General features: G+C 78.6%; 1 protein-coding gene. It reads left to right on the top strand.

Annotation, left to right across the window (positions count from 1 at the left end):
- Positions 1 to 92 precede the first annotated feature (92 nt).
- A partial coding sequence (locus FJV41_RS51215) for a hypothetical protein (protein ID WP_220138058.1) occupies positions 93 to 407 on the top strand: 315 nt, incomplete at its 3' end.

The following is a 407-nucleotide window of genomic DNA, read 5'->3' as shown; positions in this document are numbered from 1 at the left end:
CTGCGGCACCGGCGGCCGCCGCTCCCCCGAGCCGTGCGCGGCGGCCCGTGCCGGCCACGCCCTCGTCCCCCGCAGCGGAGCGCGCGCGCCTGGTGATGGAGCCGCTCGATGTCTGGCTCGAGGCGCCGCTGCCCCTGCGCAATTCCGTCGAGCTCTCGCCCGCGTCCGCGGCGGCGCCGGCATCCGCCGAGCAGCGCGCCGAAGCCGCCGCGCGGTGGAAGGCCCTCAACACCCCGGTGGAGGACGTCCAGCGCGCCGCGGCGCGCACGGCCCAGCTCGAAGGCACCGTGGCGACCGAGCGTGCCCGCGCGGCATCCGAGCGCGCGGCCGCCGCCGACCTGCGCCAGCGCCTCGACAGCGCCGAATCCGACAGCTTCCCGGCCCTGGTCGTGTATGCACTCCTGGGC

Source organism: Myxococcus llanfairpwllgwyngyllgogerychwyrndrobwllllantysiliogogogochensis (genome assembly GCF_006636215.1).
In the GTDB taxonomy this organism is placed as follows: domain Bacteria; phylum Myxococcota; class Myxococcia; order Myxococcales; family Myxococcaceae; genus Myxococcus; species Myxococcus llanfairpwllgwyngyllgogerychwyrndrobwllllantysiliogogogochensis.
This window is presented reverse-complemented; position numbering and strand designations above follow the sequence as displayed.